Source organism: Nocardiopsis sp. CA-288880 (genome assembly GCF_050955985.1).
Taxonomy (GTDB): Bacteria; Actinomycetota; Actinomycetes; order Streptosporangiales; family Streptosporangiaceae; genus Nocardiopsis; species Nocardiopsis tropica.
Genome location: NZ_CP192105.1, coordinates 1,354,419 through 1,369,789 on the forward strand (window position 1 = coordinate 1,354,419; position 15,371 = coordinate 1,369,789).

The following is a 15,371-nucleotide window of genomic DNA, read 5'->3' on the forward strand; positions in this document are numbered from 1 at the left end:
CCTCCCGGAGTGGCTGGGTGTCCGCGTGATCGCGGCGGCCCCGAGGGGCATGCTGGGGGCATGGCCGACTACGACGTGGCGATCATCGGCGGGGGAGCCGCTGGGCTCACCCTGACCCACCGGCTCCGCGGTATCAACGACCGGCGCGGCCGTCCGCTGCGTGTCGCGCTCGTGGAGCCGCCGCCGGGGCCGCACACCCCGCCGCCGCGCACCTGGTGCTTCTGGGAGCCGGACGGGGGGCCGTGGGACGGTCTGCTGGCCGCCCGCTGGGACCGGCTGTCCGTGGTCGGGGCGGGCGGGGAGGTCCACTCCTCCCCGGCCGCGCCCTACGTCTACAAGATGCTCAGGTCGGCCGACGTGGACACGCACGTGCGAGCCACGGCCGGCGAGCACGTGGACCAGCTCCCGCTCCTGGTGACCGGGGTCCGGGACGGGAGGGGGGAGGCGGTGGTCGAGGGGGACCGGCCGGACGGCGGGACGGCGGCCCTCACGGCGGAGTGGGTGTTCGACTCCCGGCCGCCCCGGGATGCCCCGCGCGGGCGCACCCACCTGCTCCAGCACTTCCGGGGCTGGTTCGTGCGCGCCCCCGGGGACGCCTTCGACCCCGGGGCGGCCGTGCTGATGGACCTGCGCCCGGCCCAGCCGGCGAACGGGGTCGCCTTCGGCTATGTGCTGCCCCTGTCCTCGCGCGAGGCCCTGGTGGAGTACACGGAGTTCGGCCGGGAGGCGCTCACGACCGGGGAGTACGAGCGCGCGCTCGGCCGGTACTGCGACCTGCTCGGGCTCTCCGGCCTGGAGGTGACGGCGGCGGAGCAGGGGGTCATCCCGATGACCGACGCGCCGGTCCGGACCCGGGCCGGGAACCGGGTGTTCCGGGTGGGCACGGCCGGGGGCGCCACCCGGCCCTCGACCGGCTACACGTTCAGCGGGGTGCGGCGGCAGGCGGAGGCGGTGGCCCGCGCGCTCGCGGAAGGAAGGGTGCCCGTGCCTCCGGTGCCGCACCGGCGCCGCCACCTGGTGATGGACGCGGTCATGCTGAGGGCCCTGGACACCGGCCGGGTCCGGGGCGCGGAGTTCTTCTCCGGGCTGTTCGCGGCCAACCGCCTCGGGGACGTCCTGGCCTTCCTCGACGGCGGCTCGCGCCTGCACCGGGAGCTGGCCATGGGCCTGAGCACGCCCGTCGCGGCGATGTCCCTGACGACGGCCGAACACGTCTGGCACTCCCTGCGCGCGGGTCCGGCCCGCCGCCCCTGACCCGGGGGCGTCACGGTCCCCGGGGGCCGGGCGGGGGCCCGCCCGGGGCGAGCACCCGCACGGCGTCGGCCAGGGAGTCGAGGTGGCCGTCGGCCGGTGCCGGTCCCGCGTCCACGGAGCGCCACCCCGGCCCCGCCGTGTACACGGCCGTGGACCGCGTGGTCCCCGACGCCGCCCGCAGCGTGCTCCGGAGCGCGACGGCGTCGGCCGTCCCGCCCCCGCGGCACCACAGCACGACGGCCCGGGGCCCGGTGCGGCGCACCGTCCGCACGGTCGCCTCCACCGGGGTGCACGGGCCGAGCATCCGATGGGGCGCGCCCCGCTCCCGGAGCGCGGCGGCCAGCGCCTCCACCGGGAGGCAGTGCATCTCGTGCGGGCCGCAGGCGAGCACGGTCGGCCGGGCGCGCGCAGCGGCCCCCGCCTCCCCGTCCCCGCGGCCCCGCCCCGGGGGAGGCGGGACGCGGCGCAGGGCGGAGGACACGCACCACGAGAGCAGGTGCTCGACCTCCACGTAGCGGAGGGTGTCCTCCCACTTGCGGCCCATCCCGTACAGCAGGGGCATGGCGAGGTCCTCCCAGGCCGCCACCACGCCGTGCCGCTCCAGGGCCTCCTCCAGGAGGGCCTCGACCAGGTCGGCGTCGAGACGCATCGCGGCGCGGGCGATCCCCTGGAGGGTGGGCCCGGCGCGGCCGAGCGGAAGGGTGTCCCCTCCCGGGCGCCAGGACGGGCGGCCCCCCGGGACGGCGGAGCCCGCTCCTCCGCCCCCCTCGCGGCCGGCGCGCGGGGACCCGGCGCTCCGGGGTGCGGGCACGGGAGGGGCCGGGGCGAGCGCCAGGCGTGCGGCCGAGGCCGGGGGGAGTCCCTCGCCGACCAGGCGGCACAGCTCCCGCAGCCGGGCGACGTCGGCGGGGGCGTAGCGCCGGTGGCCGCCCGGACTGCGCTCACGGGGGCCGATCCCGTACCTGCGGTCCCAGCTGCGCAGGGTGGAGGGGGCGACCCCGAGAAGGCGGGCGGTCGCCCCGGGAGTGAGTGCGTCGGACATGGCGCCCCAAGCGTTGCGAAAGCGACGCGACTTGTGGTGTGCGCCACTCACACATGACTCTAGCTGGGAGGACACCGAAAGGGGCAGCACCATGGATCTGGACACGACACGTCCCGCGGACCGCCGTCTCAGCGCGGTCTACAGGGTCGGGGCCGGGCTCACGGGCCTCGTGCTCGTCGGCTTCGGGATCGCGGGCCTGATGGTCAGGCTTCCGCTGTTCGACACCCGGGGCGAGGTGATCGCGGGCCTGTCGACGAACGGCGCGCTCAGCTTCCTCTCGATCGCGATCGGCTCGCTGCTGCTGGGCGCCGCCGTCCTGGGCGGCTCCTTCGCCTCGACCGTCTGCACGGTGGTGGGGGTCGGGTTCGTGGCCAGCGGACTGGTCAACCTGTACCTCATGAGCGCGGGGCCCAACATCCTGGCGTTCTCGATGCCCAACGTCATCTTCAGCTTCGTGGTCGGCCTCATGGTCATGACCTTCGGCATGTACGGCCGCGTCGGCAGCCACCTGCCCGGTGACAACCCGTACCGCAGGCTCCGCGAGGAACGGCGCGAGCGCCGCCGCCGCGGCGACGGGACGCTCGGGGCGACAGGATGACCCGCTCCCACCGGACCCTGGTCACGGGCGCGACCGGGTACATCGGCGGGCGGCTCGTGCCCGAACTGCTCGAGGCGGGGCACGCCGTCCGCTGCCTCGTGCGCACCCCGGACAAGCTCCGCGACGTCGACTGGCGGGGCGGGGTCGAGGTCCTGCGGGGGGACGTCGTCTCCGGGGACGGCCTGGAGGGGGCGCTGGAGGGCATCGACACGGCCTACTACCTGGTCCACTCGATGGGGGGAGGGCGCGACTTCGGGAGCGCCGACGCGGAGGGCGCCCGCAACTTCGCCCGGGCGGCCGAGCGGGCCGGCGTGCGGCGGCTGGTCTACCTCGGCGGGCTCGTTCCCGAGGAGGGGGACCTGTCCGCGCACATGGCCTCGCGCACGGAGGTGGGCGACGTCTTCCTGGAGTCGCCGGTGCCCGCCGCGGTGCTCCGCGCGGCGGTGATCATCGGCTCGGGTTCGGCCTCCTTCGAGATGCTGCGCCACCTCACCGAGCGCCTTCCGGTCATGACGACGCCCCGGTGGGTGCGCAGCCGGGTGCAGCCGATCGCCGTGAGGGACGTGCTGAGGCTGCTCGTGGAGTCGGCGGAGCTGCCGGAGGGCGTCGACCGCACCTTCGACATCGGGGGGCCGGAGGTCCTGACCTACGCGGAGATGATCCAGCGCTTCGCGGGGGCCGCCGGCATCGCCGCACGGGTGATCATCCCCGTGCCCGTGCTCTCCCCGGGCCTGTCCAGCCTGTGGGTCGGCCTGATCACTCCCGTGCCGCCCGTGATCGCCCGTCCGCTGGTGGACTCCCTGCGCCACGACGCCGTCGCGGGGGAGGACGACCTGTCGGAGTACCTGGACGACCACCACCGGATCGGCTTCGACGAGGCCGTGCGGCTCGCGCTGAGGAGGGTGGACGAGTCCCGGGTGGACACGCGGTGGTCGTCGGCGGCCTGGCCGAGCGCCCCGTCCGACCCGCTGCCGACGGACCCGGACTGGGCCGGGGGCAGCCTCTACACCGACGTCCGGGCACGGTACGTCGACGCCGGGACCGGGGACGTGTGGCGGGTGATCGAGGGGATCGGCGGCGAGAACGGCTGGTACTCCTGGCCCCTGGCCTGGGCGGCGCGGGGGTGGATCGACCTGGCCGTGGGCGGGGTGGGCCCCCGGCGGGGGAGGCGCGACCCCTTCCGGCTGCGGGTGGGCGACCCGCTGGACTTCTGGAGGGTCGAGGAGGTCGTGCCGGGGTCCCTGCTGCGCCTGAGGGCGGAGATGCGCCTCCCCGGCCCCGCCTGGCTGGAGATGGGGGTCGGGCGGGTGGAGGGGCGCACGGTCTACCACCAGAGGGCGCTCTTCCACCCGCGGGGGCTCCTCGGCCACCTGTACTGGAAGGCCGTGACACCGTTCCACGGCATCGTGTTCGGGTCGATGGCCGCCAACATCGCCGGCCGCGCGGAGGCTGTGGCCCGGACGGAGAGGGCCGGGACCGGCTGACCCGCTGACCGGGTCGGAGGGAGGGGAGGCGCCTCGCGGCGGCCGCGGGGCCCGCTTGTGCGCGAAATTGACTCGAATTCCAAGATACTCTAATTTCGAGTCAAACATCGGAGCAACGGAAGGACCCGTCCCGTGCGCAAGGACAAAGGCCGGCCGCGCCGCCGCCCCCGCTGGTGGGCGGGGGCGGCGCTGCTGATCACCCTCGTGTGGCTGTTCGGCGCAGGCCCCCTCGGCATGTTCCTGGGCAGGCTCGGCGAGGTGCAGACCAACGACCCCGGGGCCTTCCTGCCGGTGGGCGCCGAGTCCACCGAGGTCTCCGAGATCGCCGAGGAGTTCGACCGCGAGGAGGCCGTCCCGGCGGTGGTCGTCTACTCGGGGGGCGGTGACATCGCCGAGGACGACCTGGCCGCCATCGCCGGGGTCGGGGAGCGGGTGGCCGGGGAACCCTGGGCCGTCGGCCCGGTGATCGGCCCCTTCCCCGGAACGGAGGACCCCTCCGTCGCCCAGTTCACCGTGGCGATCGACCCGGGGCACGACACCGGCGACGCGGTCGCCGAGCTCCGCGCGCTCCTCGCCGACGACCCGGTCCCCGGGCTCCAGGCACAGGTCACCGGCCCGGCCGGGTACGCGGCCGACCTCACCGCGGCCTTCGGCGGCATCGACTCGACCCTGCTCGTCGTGGCGGTCTCCGCCGTCCTGGTCATCCTCGTGGCCGTCTACCGGTCGCCCCTGCTGCCGGTCCTGGTCGTCCTCGCCTCCCTGCTGGCCCTCGGCCTGTCCGGGGCGCTCGTCTACCTGGCCGCGGACACCGGGCTGGTCAGCCTCAACGGGCAGAGCCAGGGCATCCTGTTCATCCTGGTCGTCGGTGCGTGCACCGACTACGCGCTCCTCCTCGTGGCCCGCTACCGGGAGGAGCTCACCACGCGCGACCGCGTCCCCGAGGCCGTCCTGGCCGCGGTGCGCGGAGTGACCGGCCCGGTCCTGGCTTCCGGGGGGACCGTCATCCTCGGCCTGCTCTGCCTGCTCGCGGCCGACCTGGCGTCCACCCGCAGCCTGGGCCCGGTCGTGGCCATCGGCGTCGCCGCGGCCCTGTTCTCCGCCATGACCTTCCTGCCCGCCGTGCTCGCCCTCTGCGGAAGGGCGGTCTTCTGGCCGTCCGCCCCGCGCCGGCCCGGTGACGGCGCGGCGGCCGGTGGCGGCCCGGGGGAGGAGGGCCTCGACGCGGTCGTCGCGAGGCACCGCTTCTGGGGCCGGATCGCCGGAACGGTCTCGCGCCGTCCCCGCGCCTACTGGATCGGGACCACCGTCCTGCTGGCTGCGGCGGCCGTGTTCGCCCCCCAGTTCGACGCCGGCGGGACCGGCCAGGCCGAGGTGTTCCGCACGCAGGTGGAGGCGGTCGAGGCCCAGGAGGAGCTCACCCGGGGCTTCGGACCCGTCAGCGGGGCGGCCCCCGCCCTCGTGGTCGCCGACGCCGACCGGCTCGACGAGGTCGTCGCCGCCGCGGAGGACCTCCCCGAGGTGGAGGAGGCGGTCGCGGTGACCGAGCCCGGACCGCCCGGGGCCGACGCCCCGCCGCTGGTGGAGGACGGGCGCGTCCTGGTCGAGGTGACCCTCTCCGTTCCCCCGGAGTCGTCCGAGGCGGTCTCCGCCGTCGGCGGCCTCCGCGACGCCCTGCGCGGTGTCGAGGGCGCCGACACCCTGGTCGGCGGTGTGACCGCCACCGACCTGGACACCCTGGAGACCGCCCAGCGCGACTTCGCCGTGGTCGTCCCCCTCGTCCTGGTCGTGGTCTTCCTCGTCCTGATCCCGCTGCTGCGCTCCCTGGTGGCCCCGCTGCTGCTGATGGCGGCCAACGTGCTGTCCTTCGCCGCCGCGCTCGGCGTGGGCACGCTGGTCTTCGAGCACCTGCTCGGCCTGCCCGGAGCGGACCCGGTGGTCCCGCTGTTCGCGTTCGTGTTCCTCGTCGCGCTGGGCATCGACTACAGCATCTTCCTGATGTCCCGGGCCAGGGAGGAGGCCCTGGTCCACGGGCACCGGGAGGGCGTGCTGCGGGCGCTCACCGTCACGGGGGGCGTGATCACGTCGGCCGGGGTGGTCCTGGCCGTGACCTTCGCGGCGCTGGCGGTGATCCCGCTGCTGTTCCTGTTCCAGCTCGCGTTCCTGGTGGCGTTCGGCGTTCTCGTGGACGCCCTGATCGTCCGCACCCTGCTGGTGCCCGCGCTGTCCCTGGACGTGGGACCGCGCGCGTGGTGGCCGGGGCGGGCCGGCAGGCCGGCCGCTGCCGCCGGGACCGCCCCGGCGGACCGGCGGGGATAGGGTCCGCGGCCCCCGGGCCCCGGGGCTCCCCGGGCCCCGGGGACCGGTGGGGGCGGACGGCCGTCTAGAGGGCGTCGCCGGGGATGGCGCGGTAGGCGTCGGCCAGTCTGCGGATCAGGGCCGACTGCGGCAGGTGGACCCCGTCGATGGAGGTGACCGGTCGCACGCCCGTGGCGGCGTTGGTGACGAAGGCCCCCGACAAGCGGGTGCTCGCGGCCCCGGCGACGGGCCGGGTGGACACGGGGATCCGCAGGGAGTCGGCGGCGCGGTCCACCAGGCGGGCCGTCACCCCGGGCAAGCAGGGGGCCTGGGGCCACACCACGCCGCCGCCGTCCAGGAACGCGATGTTCCAGGTGGGGCCCTCCGACACGCGTCCGTCGACCCCGGTGAAGAGGGCGTCGTCGAACCCGTCCAGCTGGGCCGAGCGCCGCTGGCGGATCGCCCCGAACATCCCGGTGCCCTTGACCCGGGGGGTGTCCCGGGCGAACAGCCGGGTGCCCAGGCGGAGCGGCGCCGGGGGCCCGTCCGGGGCCGGGGCCGGCCGGGTGGTGACCAGGATCTGCGGAGGCCGCCGCGAGGCCGGGCGGGCGAGGTCCATGGCGGGGTCGAACACCGTCACCCTCACCACGGAGGGCGACGGGTGCGCGCGTGCCGACCTCCGGGCCAGTTCGCGGACCCGGAGGACGTCCAGCTCGGTGTCGAACAGGGTCCGGCAGTCCCGGGTCAGCCGCTCCATGTGCAGGTCGAGGCCGCGCACCCGCAGGTCGGTGACGAGCATGGTCGTGAAGTGGCCGTACCCGTACAGGGCGAGGCCCGCGATTTCCCCGGTGCCGACGGGGCGTCCGTTCAGTTCCATCGGGTCCTCATTCTGGCACTTCGGGACCTCCGTCACGCGGTTTTCCCGAGACCTGTGGACAATTCATCCCAAGTCGGCGGCGGTCCGAGGCGGCCCGGAAGGACTCGGCCCCCCGCCCCCGAAGGCGCCGGGGGCGGGGGGCCGGGGCGCGGCTCAGGCGTTGCGCTCCCGGGCGGTGAAGGCCGTGACGAGCTGGTGCTCGGAGGTGTCGAGGTAGGCGGCCAGCTCGTCGGCGGCCTCCGTCACGTCCCCCGCGGCCAGCAGGGTGTGGATGCGCCGGTTCCAGTCCAGGTAGGGGGCGTGGAACTCGCGGGGGGCGTCCATGACGTGGAAGACGAGGCGGGTCTCGGCGAGCACCTGGCTCATGAACTCGTCGACCCGGGCGCTCCCGGCGAGCCCGGCCAGGGCCTGGTGGAAGCGCATGTTGGCGGTGCCCATCTCCTTCCACCGCTCCCGGTCGCGGGCGGCCTCGCCCTCGTCCACGGCGGCGCCGACCGCGCGCACGGCCTCCTCCCCGGGGCGTATCGCGCCCCGCAGCGCGGGGAGCTCGAGGACCCGGCGGGTCCTGAACAGGTCGCGGACGTCGTCGCTGGTGGGGTGGGCGACGAACACTCCCCGGTGCATCTGGTGCACGAGCAGGCGCTCGCGGACCAGTAGCCGGAAGGCCTCGCGGAGGGTGTTGCGGGAGACGCCCAGCTCCTCGCACAGCCTCTCCTCGGAGAGGCGCTGCCGCGGGGGGTAGGCGCCGTCGATGAGGGACTCGCGGAGCAGTTCGGCGACACGCTCGGCCTGGGTGGGCAGCGGTGGCAGGGGGCGCCTGCGGCCGGGGGTCCGGTCGGTGTGGGCGTCCGTGGCCGTCACATGTGCTCCTCGGGGGTGCGTTCGGTTATTCCATTGTGACCGACCCGCCGGTCCTCTGGGGAGGCGGGGCTTCCAAGACCTCGGTTCGTCGGATGAATGGGCCTCTTGTCGGCGGGCCTGTGGAATACCCCTGGGGCGTAGAGGGCTGGGTGTGGTCCCCCGTAACAGCAGTGACCTGGGATTTTTGCTTACGCCACCTTTACTCGTCTCGTAGGATTGAAGTATTGTTCAACAATCCAACGACGGCGTGGTCGATCATCGCGCCACGGCACGCTTCTCGCACTCCCTGGAGAGTCCCATGGGCGACACGCCCCCCGCGCCCCCCAAGGTGCGCCCCCGGCTCGGGCGGATCACGGTGAGCAGCACCCTGCTCGGCGCGATGTTCCTCATGGCCACCAGCGCCATCGGCCCCGGTTTCATCACCCAGACCACGACCTTCACCGCGCAGCTCGGCGCGACCTTCGCGTTCGCGATCCTCCTGTCGATCCTCGTCGACATCGCCGTCCAGCTGAACATCTGGAGGGTCATCGGCGTCGCCGACATGCGCGCCCAGGACCTGGCCAACAAGGTGCTGCCCGGCGCGGGCTACCTGCTGGCCGCCCTGATCGTCTTCGGTGGCCTGATCTTCAACGTCGGCAACCTCGCGGGCACGGGCCTGGGCCTGGACGCCATGCTCGGGTTCGACCCGAGGATCGGCGCCGTCGTCTCCGCGGTCCTGGCCGTCGTCATCCTCGGCGTGAAGAAGCTGGGCGTCGCCCTCGACCGCATCCTGATCGTCCTCGGCGTCGGGATGATCGCCCTGACCCTGTACGTCGCGATCGTCTCCCGGCCCCCGGTCGGCGAGGCCCTGCGCCAGTCCGTCATGCCGGACCAGCTCGGCACGGACGTCTTCCTCGCGGCCGTCACCATCATCGGCGGCACCGTCGGCGGCTACATCACCTACGCGGGCGCGCACCGCCTCGTCGAGGCGGGCCAGGGCGGGGCGGCGAACGCCGGCGCCATCACCAAGACCTCCGTCACCGGCATCATCGTCACCGGCGTCATGCGGGTCCTGCTCTTCCTCGCCATCCTGGGCGTCGTCAGCGGCGGCGCCGCCATCATGGAGGCCCCCAACCCCTCGGCCGAGGCCTTCTACCAGGCCGCCGGCGAGGTCGGCATGCGCATGTTCGGCATGATCATGTGGGCCGCCGCGGTCAGCTCCGTCATCGGCGCCTCCTACACCTCGATCTCCTTCGTCACGACCTTCCACCCCTGGCTGGAGAAGCGCCGCGGCGTGCTGGTCACGGTGTTCATCGGCATCTCGCTGGCGATCTTCCTGCTGTCGGGCCAGGCCCCGAACACGCTGCTGATCCTCGCCGGCGCGCTCAACGGCGTCATCCTCCCGGTCGGCCTCGGCATCATGCTGTGGGTCGCGGCCCGCCGCTCCCACGACCTCCTGGGCGGTTACCGCTACCCGCGCTGGCTGATCGTGATCGGCGCGGCCGCCTGGCTGCTCACCGTGTACATGGCCGTCAACGCCCTGGGCGGCATCGCCGCCCTCTGGCAGTAGAGACCCGGGGGGCGCGGCGCGGCGAGGGCCCGCCGCGCCCCCCGTTCCACCCCCCTGCGCCGCCCGGTCCGGGACTCGCGGACCGGACGGGGTAGGAGCCCCGTGAGGGGCCCGCACAGTACGGCAGTGCCGAGGGGCGGCGGGCGCCGCGGGCGCGGAGGCGCGCGCGGTCCGGACGCCCCGGCAGGCACGAAGAAGAACGAGGAGCACCGACGTTGCGCATCGACCTCAACTCCGACCTCGGCGAGAGCTTCGGCCGCTGGGAGCTCGGTGACGACCGGGCCCTGCTGTCCGTCGTGACCAGCGCCAACGTCGCCTGTGGCTTCCACGCCGGGGATCCGAGCGTGCTGCGCCGCACCACGGCCGACGCCAAGGAGCGGAACGTGGCCGTCGGCGCGCACGTCGGCTACCGGGACCTCGCCGGGTTCGGCCGCCGCTTCGTCGACGTCCCGCCCGCCGACCTCACCAACGACGTCGTCTACCAGCTGGGCGCCCTGGCGGCGTTCACCCGGCTGGCCGGCGACCGCATCCGCTACGTCAAACCGCACGGCGCCCTCTACAACACGATCGTGCACCACGAGCAGCAGGCCGCCGCCGTCGTCGAGGCCGTCCACGCCTTCGACCCCGGCCTGCCCGTGCTCGGCCTGCCCGGGTCCCGCTTCCTCGCCCTGGCGGAGGAGGCCGGTCTGCGCACCTACCGGGAGGCCTTCGCCGACCGCGCGTACACCCCCGAGGGCGTCCTGGTGTCCCGCCGCGAACCCGGAGCCGTGCTCCACGACCCCGCCGCGATCGCCGAGCGCTGCCTGCGGATCGCCCGCGGCCTGCCGGTCGAGGCGATCGACGGGACGGAGATCGTGATCGCCGCCGACTCCCTGTGCGTGCACGGCGACAGCCCCGGCGCGGTGGAGATCGCCCGCGCCGTCGCGGACCGGCTCCGCTCCGCCGGGGTCGACGTCGCGCCGTTCACCCGGGAGGCCCCGGCCGCCCCGGAGGACGCGTGACCGTTCCCGCCCGGGGAGGTGCGCACGCGGGGGCGTGCGCACCTCTTCGCGCGACGACGGCCTGCTGCCGCCGGCAGGTCCGCCACCACCAGGTTGAGGAGTCTTGTTGCGTGTCCTGAAGTGTGCCGACAGCGGGGTGCTCGTGGAGGTCGAGGACCTGGCCGAGGTGATGGCCCTGCGCTCCGCGCTCGAGGCGCACCCCGTCCCCGGCGTCACCGACGTCGTCCCGGCCGCCCGCACCGTGCTGCTGCGGATCGAACCCGGCACACCTCCGGAGGGGATCGCCTCGGCGGTCCGCGCGCTGTCCCCGGCTCCGGGTGCGGAGCGGGCGGCCGGTGACGCGGTCACCATCCCCGTGGTCTACGACGGCGAGGACCTCGACGACGTCGCCGAGCTGACCGGGCTCACCCGGGACGGCGTGGTCAGGGCGCACACCTCGGCCACCTGGACCGTCGCCTTCTGCGGTTTCGCGCCGGGTTTCGGCTACATGGTCTGCGACGACCCGCGCCTCCACGTCCCCCGCAGGAGCGAGGCCCGCACCCGGGTCCCGGCCGGCTCGGTCGCGCTCGCCGGTGAGTTCACCGGGGTGTACCCGCGGAGCTCCCCCGGCGGCTGGCAGCTGCTCGGCAGGACCGAGGCCAGGGTCTGGGACCTGGACCGCGAACCGCCCGGCCTGCTCCGGCCCGGGGTCCGCGTGCGCTTCACGGACGCGGGGTCCCCGGACGCCGGCGCGGACGCGCGGACGGGGGCGACGGCGTCATGAGCGCTCTGGAGATCATCGCCACCGGCCCCCTGACCACGGTCCAGGACACGGGCCGGTTCGGCCACGCCGACCTGGGCGTGGGCCGCTCCGGCGCCGCCGACGCGGCCTCCTACGCCCTCGCCAACAGGCTGCTCGCCAACCCGGAGGGCGCCGCGGCGCTGGAGGCGACCCTCGGCGGGCTGCGCGTGCGGGCCCGGGGAGCGGTCACGGTCGCCGTCACGGGCGCCGAGGCGCCGCTGTCGGTGGACGGGCGCGGCGCCGCCGCGAACACGGTCCTGCACCTGCCCGACGGCGCGGAGCTCACCATGGGCATGCCCTCCCGGGGCCTGCGCACCTACCTGGCCGTGCGCGGCGGCGTGGACGTCCCGCCGGTCCTCGGCTCGCGCAGCACCGACGTGCTCGCCGGGCTCGGACCGGAGGCGCCCGCGCCGGGCGCGGTGCTGCCGGTGGGACCGGCCCCCTCCGGCTTCCCCCGCGTCGACCACGCGGCCGTCGCACCCGTCGGCGGGCCCGAGGCGACCCTCCGGGTCGACCTGGGCCCCCGCGAGGACTGGTTCACCGACGACGCGATCGCCACGCTCCTCTCCGGCGAGTACGAGGTGACCTCCCGCAGCGACCGGGTGGGCGCCCGGCTGTCCGGCCCCGTCCTCGAACGCGCGCCCTCGCGCTCCGGCGAGCTCCCGAGCGAGGGCATGGTCGTGGGCTCCCTCCAGGTACCGCCCGGCGGGGAGCCGGTGCTGTTCCTCGCCGACCACCCCGTCACGGGCGGCTACCCGGTGGTGGCCGTCGTGCGCACGGCGGACCTGCCCAAGGCCGCGCAGGCCCGCCCCGGAAGCCGGATCCGGTTCGCCCTGTGAGGCGGGTCCGGGACCGCGGCACTCCCACAGGCCAGAACGAGAGGCAGGACACCATGACCCCACCGGCGGAACTCTCACCGAGCAGGGCTCGCGCCCTCTTCAGGGGCGGGCTGAAGGCGCCCACCTCCGGGTACAGCCCCGGGTACGCGCAGGCCAACCTCATCGCGCTGCCGCGCGAGGACGCGTTCGACTTCCTGCTGTTCGCGCAGCGCAACCCGAAGTCCTGCCCGATCCTGGACGTCACGGAGCCGGGCCGGGTGGACGCGTCGGTGTTCGACGGCGACCTGCGCACCGACCTGCCCGCCTACCGCGTGTACCGCGACGGCGCGCTGGTGGAGGAGCGCACCGACGTCACCGACCTGTGGCGGGACGACCTCGTCGCCTTCCTCATCGGGTGCAGCTTCACGTTCGAGACGCCGCTCCTGGAGGCCGGGGTCCCGGTCCGCCACATCGAGGCGGGCAGCAACGTGGCCATGTACGCGACCAACCGGGAGTGCCGCCCGGCCGGCCGCTTCCGGGGCCCGCTCGTCGTCTCCATGCGACCGATCCCCGCCCACCAGGTCGCCGACGCGGTCCGCATCACCTCGCGGTACCCGGCGGTGCACGGCGCGCCTGTGCACGTCGGCGACCCGGCGGCGCTGGGGATCGCGGACCTGGACAGGCCCGACTACGGCGACGCGGTCGAGGTGCGCCCGGGCGAGATCCCCGTCTTCTGGGCCTGCGGGGTGACCCCGCAGGCCGCGGTGACCGCGTCCGCGCCCGAGTTCGCGATCGGGCACGCGCCCGGCCACATGGCGATCACCGACGTCAGGGACTCCTCCTACCAGGTCCCGTAGTCCGCGCAGGCCGTCACGGAGCCGGCGGGGTCAGCGGTCCGGGGGAGGCCCGGGGTCCCGTGGCGTCCCGGACCCGCGCCTGCCGCCCCCGCCCGGAGCCGGGGGCGCCCGGTCCGGCGTGGGGCGGCCGCGGTCGGTCTGCTCACCGCGGATGACGCCCTCGCGCGGGGGCGCGCCGTCGCGCCCCCGCTCGCGGGTGCGGCCGGGCCGGCCCGCGCCGAGCGGCGCGGCCGTGCGCGACGCGTCGCCGGCGCGCGTTCTCCCCGCCGTCGCCTCCGGTCCGTCGGACCGCGCCTCGGCCCCGGGCGGCGGGGTCCCGGGCTGGGTCTCGGTCTCGGGCTGCGCCCCGGCCCCGGGCGGCGGGGGAGCGCCGTGTCCGGCGGGCCCCGCCGGACCGACGAGGTCGCGGCGGGCCCGGTGGAGGCCGTCGGCGGCCGTGTCCCGGTCGCCCCGCCGAAGGGCCTCACCGGTCCCGCGCCCGGTGCTCCGCGCCCGCCGGAGGGGTTCCCCGGCCCGGATCTCGGGCCGGAGCGCCCGCGGGGACGCCCGTCCGCCGGGCACCACGTCGACGGTGACCGGCAGGACCGCGGTGTGCGCGGCGAGGGTCGCCGGGTCCGTGTAGGCGGCTTCGAGGGCGGTGACGGTGGCGGGTCCCGGGCAGGACAGGCCGGGGACCTCCAGGCGCAGGAGGAGGCGCCGGCTCTCCCCGGAGCGGAAGTCGCCGAGCTCGACCGCGAGCGACCCGTCGGGCAACCGGCGGGACGGCGTCCCCCCGACGACCCGGGCGCCGTTCAGGCGGGGGCCGACCGGTACGCGCAGGGACACGGCCCGGGCGGCCCCGGCCAGGAGGCCGTCCTCCGCGCGCCCGGGCGCGGTGATGTCGAGCAGGACGGACACGGTGGCGTCGGCGTCCAGGGGGACGGAGCCGGGACTCAGAAGGGCGGACAGGCGCATGCCGGCTCCCGGTGGGTCGGTGGCGTTCCCAGCGTAGGCGCGGGCGCCGACCCCGCCCCGGGCCGCCGTGGCACGGGGCCGGGCGGCTCAGAACCCGCGCAGCCCCAGACGCCGCAGCTCCAGGCCGGCCAGCGCGTCGACGGCCCTCCGGTCGTCGGCGTGCCACGCGCCCGCCGGGTCCTCGTGCACGCCGACGAGCCTCGACGGCGCCACCGACGCCAGGGCGCGCAGGGCCAGGAGCCGCGAGCGGGCCTCCGGGGCGAGGCCGCGCAGCCGCCGGGTGGCGCCGGCCTGGCGCACCCAGCGGACCCGGGCCGGCAGCCACGTCGCCGCGACCAGCAGCAGGGGGAGCGAGACGGTGAGCAGGGGAAGGGTCAGCGCCAGCGACGCCACCGACTCCCGGAAGGAGTCGCCCGCGGAGGCCAGGGACTCCCCGGTCCCGCTCATGCCGGTGAACGGGGCGGCGAGCGCCTCCCCGGCGACGGGCACCCTCCGGGCCTGCTCGGCGGCGCCCGCCATGTGCTCGGTGAATTCCCGGCCGGTGTCCTCCAGCAGTTCGCCGGGGCGGTCCAGGGCCAGGACGGTCTCGCGCAGCGACAGCGCCGCGCGGACCCAGACGTAGATCCAGGCCAGGACGAGCACGTCGGAGGCGATCTGGACGAACGCGCGCGCGGGGCGGTCGGCGTACAGCTTCACGGGGACTCCCGGGGGGTAGGTGGCGGTCGCGGGTCGGGACCCACGGTTGCGCGTTACCCGCTTCCGGGGCCGTTCGCACCGGTCGGCGTCGATTCCCCGTGCGCCGGCCGCCCCGGGCCGGTACGTGGACGCGCCGGACCGGAAGCGGGCGCAGCGGTTCGCTCCCGGTCCGGACACGGGTCCGCCCCGGGCGGGCCCGTGTGGTCACGGGGTCCCGCCCGGGGCGGTGGGAAGCGGTGTCGGAACGAGGGCTCGGGAGGCGCCGCGACACCGCGGCGGGCCGGTCGCGGTCCCGGGAGGGCCG

Annotated in this window: 14 protein-coding genes; 9 read left to right on the plus strand and 5 right to left on the minus strand. The window is 75.7% G+C overall.

The genetic code is table 11. The features are described 5' to 3' along the window. Positions 1-60: 60 nt before the first annotated feature. Complete coding sequence (locus ACQPYD_RS05950; protein WP_433700111.1) at positions 61-1,254, plus strand: lycopene cyclase family protein; 1,194 nt, start codon at positions 61-63, stop codon at positions 1,252-1,254. 10 nt (positions 1,255-1,264) lie between these two features. Here the strand turns inward: ACQPYD_RS05950 and ACQPYD_RS05955 are convergent, their stop codons facing one another. Then, the gene (locus ACQPYD_RS05955; protein ID WP_433700112.1) at positions 1,265-2,296 is read right to left on the minus strand and encodes a MerR family transcriptional regulator; all 1,032 of its coding nucleotides are present in this window, start codon (positions 2,294-2,296) and stop codon (positions 1,265-1,267) included. 91 nt (positions 2,297-2,387) lie between these two features. Between ACQPYD_RS05955 and ACQPYD_RS05960 the strand changes: the two genes are divergently transcribed. The 3 genes from ACQPYD_RS05960 to ACQPYD_RS05970 all read left to right on the plus strand — a co-directional run bounded on the left by ACQPYD_RS05960 (position 2,388) and on the right by ACQPYD_RS05970 (position 6,694). Further along, complete coding sequence (locus tag ACQPYD_RS05960; protein WP_433700113.1) at positions 2,388-2,894, plus strand: DUF4383 domain-containing protein; 507 nt, start codon at positions 2,388-2,390, stop codon at positions 2,892-2,894. Then, on the plus strand, positions 2,891-4,378 hold the full coding sequence (locus ACQPYD_RS05965; protein ID WP_433700114.1) for an SDR family oxidoreductase: 1,488 nt from the start codon (positions 2,891-2,893) through the stop codon (positions 4,376-4,378). Before ACQPYD_RS05960 ends, ACQPYD_RS05965 begins: the two co-directional genes overlap by 4 nt. Positions 4,379-4,510: 132 nt before the next feature. Beyond that, positions 4,511-6,694, plus strand: coding sequence for an MMPL family transporter (locus tag ACQPYD_RS05970; protein ID WP_433700115.1), 2,184 nt, complete (start codon positions 4,511-4,513; stop codon positions 6,692-6,694). 64 nt (positions 6,695-6,758) lie between these two features. On the opposite strand, the gene ACQPYD_RS05975 is transcribed toward ACQPYD_RS05970, so the two are convergent. Together ACQPYD_RS05975 and ACQPYD_RS05980 are read right to left on the minus strand one after the other, a co-directional pair. Further along, positions 6,759-7,550, minus strand: coding sequence for an aminotransferase class IV family protein (locus tag ACQPYD_RS05975; RefSeq protein ID WP_433700116.1), 792 nt, complete (start codon positions 7,548-7,550; stop codon positions 6,759-6,761). A gap of 153 nt (positions 7,551-7,703) precedes the next feature. Beyond that, entirely contained in the window at positions 7,704-8,411 is a 708-nt protein-coding gene (locus tag ACQPYD_RS05980) for a GntR family transcriptional regulator (RefSeq protein WP_433700117.1), read from the minus strand. 298 nt (positions 8,412-8,709) lie between these two features. On the opposite strand from ACQPYD_RS05980, the gene ACQPYD_RS05985 reads away from it, so the two are divergent. From ACQPYD_RS05985 to ACQPYD_RS06005, 5 genes are all read left to right on the plus strand, one after another. After that, positions 8,710-9,960, plus strand: a complete 1,251-nt coding sequence (locus ACQPYD_RS05985; RefSeq protein ID WP_433700118.1) for an NRAMP family divalent metal transporter — start codon at positions 8,710-8,712, stop codon at positions 9,958-9,960. 215 nt (positions 9,961-10,175) lie between these two features. Continuing rightward, complete coding sequence (locus tag ACQPYD_RS05990) at positions 10,176-10,961, plus strand: LamB/YcsF family protein (protein WP_433700119.1); 786 nt, start codon at positions 10,176-10,178, stop codon at positions 10,959-10,961. 106 nt (positions 10,962-11,067) lie between these two features. Next, on the plus strand, positions 11,068-11,724 hold the full coding sequence (locus ACQPYD_RS05995) for a 5-oxoprolinase subunit B family protein (RefSeq protein WP_433700120.1): 657 nt from the start codon (positions 11,068-11,070) through the stop codon (positions 11,722-11,724). Then, a complete protein-coding gene (locus tag ACQPYD_RS06000) occupies positions 11,721-12,581 on the plus strand; it encodes a biotin-dependent carboxyltransferase family protein (RefSeq protein WP_355014356.1) in 861 nt (286 codons plus the stop codon). The genes ACQPYD_RS05995 and ACQPYD_RS06000 overlap by 4 nt, the downstream gene beginning before the upstream one ends. A 53-nt stretch (positions 12,582-12,634) precedes the next feature. Next, the gene (locus ACQPYD_RS06005; RefSeq protein WP_433700121.1) at positions 12,635-13,417 is read left to right on the plus strand and encodes a putative hydro-lyase; all 783 of its coding nucleotides are present in this window, start codon (positions 12,635-12,637) and stop codon (positions 13,415-13,417) included. A 30-nt stretch (positions 13,418-13,447) separates the two neighbouring features. On the opposite strand, the gene ACQPYD_RS06010 is transcribed toward ACQPYD_RS06005, so the two are convergent. Further along, positions 13,448-14,371: a hypothetical protein gene (locus ACQPYD_RS06010; protein WP_433700122.1), complete on the minus strand. Its 924-nt coding sequence runs from the start codon at positions 14,369-14,371 to the stop codon at positions 13,448-13,450. Positions 14,372-14,458: 87 nt separating this feature from the next. Further along, positions 14,459-15,067, minus strand: a complete 609-nt coding sequence (locus ACQPYD_RS06015; protein ID WP_433700123.1) for a hypothetical protein — start codon at positions 15,065-15,067, stop codon at positions 14,459-14,461. Positions 15,068-15,371: the final 304 nt, after the last annotated feature.

Coding starts and splice junctions, on each gene's coding strand:
- ACQPYD_RS06005 (WP_433700121.1), top strand. CDS start 12,635: ATGACCCCACCGGCGGAACTCTCACCGAGCAGGGCTCGCGCCCTCTTC.
- ACQPYD_RS05985 (WP_433700118.1), top strand. CDS start 8,710: ATGGGCGACACGCCCCCCGCGCCCCCCAAGGTGCGCCCCCGGCTCGGG.
- ACQPYD_RS06010 (WP_433700122.1), bottom strand. CDS start 14,371: ATGCGCCTGTCCGCCCTTCTGAGTCCCGGCTCCGTCCCCCTGGACGCC.
- ACQPYD_RS05950 (WP_433700111.1), top strand. CDS start 61: ATGGCCGACTACGACGTGGCGATCATCGGCGGGGGAGCCGCTGGGCTC.
- ACQPYD_RS06000 (WP_355014356.1), top strand. CDS start 11,721: ATGAGCGCTCTGGAGATCATCGCCACCGGCCCCCTGACCACGGTCCAG.
- ACQPYD_RS05965 (WP_433700114.1), top strand. CDS start 2,891: ATGACCCGCTCCCACCGGACCCTGGTCACGGGCGCGACCGGGTACATC.
- ACQPYD_RS05955 (WP_433700112.1), bottom strand. CDS start 2,296: ATGTCCGACGCACTCACTCCCGGGGCGACCGCCCGCCTTCTCGGGGTC.
- ACQPYD_RS05975 (WP_433700116.1), bottom strand. CDS start 7,550: ATGGAACTGAACGGACGCCCCGTCGGCACCGGGGAAATCGCGGGCCTC.
- ACQPYD_RS05960 (WP_433700113.1), top strand. CDS start 2,388: ATGGATCTGGACACGACACGTCCCGCGGACCGCCGTCTCAGCGCGGTC.